This window comes from Vibrio genomosp. F10 str. 9ZD137, from assembly GCF_049974785.1.
Classification (GTDB): domain Bacteria; phylum Pseudomonadota; class Gammaproteobacteria; order Enterobacterales; family Vibrionaceae; genus Vibrio.
In genome coordinates, this window is record NZ_JBNGCJ010000515.1 from 1 (window position 1) to 2054 (window position 2054).

2 protein-coding genes are annotated in these 2054 nt (G+C 43.0%); both read left to right on the plus strand.

All coding sequences use genetic code 11. The features are described from left to right. Positions 1 to 250 precede the first annotated feature (250 nt). Positions 251 to 1330: a helix-turn-helix domain-containing protein gene (locus ACP45E_RS12545; RefSeq protein ID WP_017037800.1), complete on the plus strand. Its 1080-nt coding sequence runs from the start codon at positions 251 to 253 to the stop codon at positions 1328 to 1330. A gap of 308 nt (positions 1331 to 1638) precedes the next feature. Further along, positions 1639 to 2054: amidohydrolase family protein (locus ACP45E_RS12550; RefSeq protein WP_141707326.1), on the plus strand; the 416-nt coding region annotated here is incomplete at its 3' end.

Here is a 2054-nt window from a genome sequence, read left to right on the forward strand (position 1 = left end):
CCAGTCCAGTCCAGTCCAGTCCAGCATGTATTTCAACGCAGAATAACTGTCGAAGAGTCAACAAACAAAACAGTACCGTACGCAATGGACAACTTAAAAACACGCCCTTCATTGTCATGAAATGACCTAGCAAGCGCGACTGCACTCTCGTATTCTGAGCAATGCTTAAAACCACTAGCCAATAAATAGAGTGGTTAAAAAATAGTTTTCAAGGAAGAATCAATTCACAGATGAGATGATTTATAGAAAAATGAAAGTACCCAACAGTTCTTCTAAAAACAGCGGCTCTTCTAAAAACAACGGTGCTTCTAAAAATACAGTTGTGCCAGCCCAAAAGGGTAACGCTAGTACCATAACCAGCCCATCAAATACTATCGAGTTTTCGATCAGCTCGTACAATAACCTAGCACCGTTCATCCGTTATTTTGAAAAGAAAGGATGGGACTGGTCTGCCATTGCTGCACAATCACAAATGCCCCAACTCACACCAGACTCCACTCACCATTTGGTCACAAAAACTCTCATGAGTTTCATCAGTATGATGGCAAAATCCTATGATGAGAACTTAGGCTTTAACGTTGCAAAGCAACTTACGTTAGAAAGCCTGCCGCATAGTATTGCCCATGCGGTTAAAAATAGTGACAATCTAAGTGCTTTCCTATCGGCTCTAATGCCCGCATTTCAAACGCTTAGCAACCATGTCGTGGTGTGGGTAGAAAATATTGAAGGCCGCTATTTCTTATGCCATCGAGGCAACTTTCCACCAAGTACCGCAGGGCAATTCCATGTCGAGCAATACCGCACTCTTAGCATGATTAGGCTGCTTCAGTCTTTCATTGAACCAGACTGGGTACCTGATATTCTTTGGATGAACAACAACAGTGTCACCAACCAAAAAACGTTTAAGTCGTATGTTAAATGTCAATCTAACATCTACACAAATAAGCATTTTGGTGCCATTGCGCTGCCAGACAATTTTGTTTACCGAACCAGCATCAAAACCGAAACGAACCATACATTAGACCTCACTAAAATTATCAGCAGTTACGCCCTACTGCCGCAATTTTCAATTCGTTGGTTCTCGACGTTAATCAACATGAGCACACGTACCATTCAACGCTACTTAGATAAACAAAACGTTAAATTCACCGAAATAAAAGATCAGATCAGACACAATCATGCCATTACACTCTTAGCACAAGATACCGATCGGTCAATTTCAGATATCGCCTTTTCATGCGGTTACACCGATATTGCCAATTTCAATCGTGCATTTAAACGATGGGAACAAGTAACAGCAGCCAAATATCGAGAACGTTGTCATTCCTGACAATATCAATAATTCCAGAGGCCATTTCAATTTATGCCTCGTCGTCTCGCTGAGTGACCATATTTGCGCTCAGCGACTCCCCCGACACACTCCCCTTCTTTCTACTCTTTTGTTCTCTATTGTTATGCCTATCTCCTATAGACGCGTCCTACCATCAAGTGAGCCTCACCCGTTGTGGCGGTAACTGACCTACACCCTTCCCGTATTATCGACTATATTTACATCAACTTAAGACGCACCACCTTTTACCGAACTTCAATTTAATGCCCCCAACGCTGGGCACAATAGACAATAGGAACAGAGTAAAAATGGCAACATTACCTTCATTTATAAAAAAAGCATCGATACTGAGTTTAGGGCTCTTATCACCCTTGGTTATCGCGGCAAATTACGACGTCGTTATTCTAAATGGTCGAGTCATTGACCCAGAGACAAACTTCGATTCAGTGGCTAACGTTGGGATTAAAGACAACAAAATCACAGCCATTACCACCGACGTAATTACCGGTGAAAAAACGATCGATGCCACAGGAAAAGTCGTTGCACCCGGATTCATCGACGTTCATGCCCACGGGCAAAACATTGGTGATTACCGCATGCAAGCAATGCAAGGCGTGACGACCATGCTTGAGCTAGAATCTGGTGTATTACCGATTAGTGATTGGTATGCAGGTCAAGCAGAAAAAGGGCTGCCACTCAACTACGGCGCAGCAGCGGGTTGGAC

Bases quoted from the DNA above. Each gene is read 5' to 3' on its own strand.
- ACP45E_RS12545 (WP_017037800.1), top strand. From the start codon at position 251: ATGAAAGTACCCAACAGTTCTTCTAAAAACAGCGGCTCTTCTAAAAAC.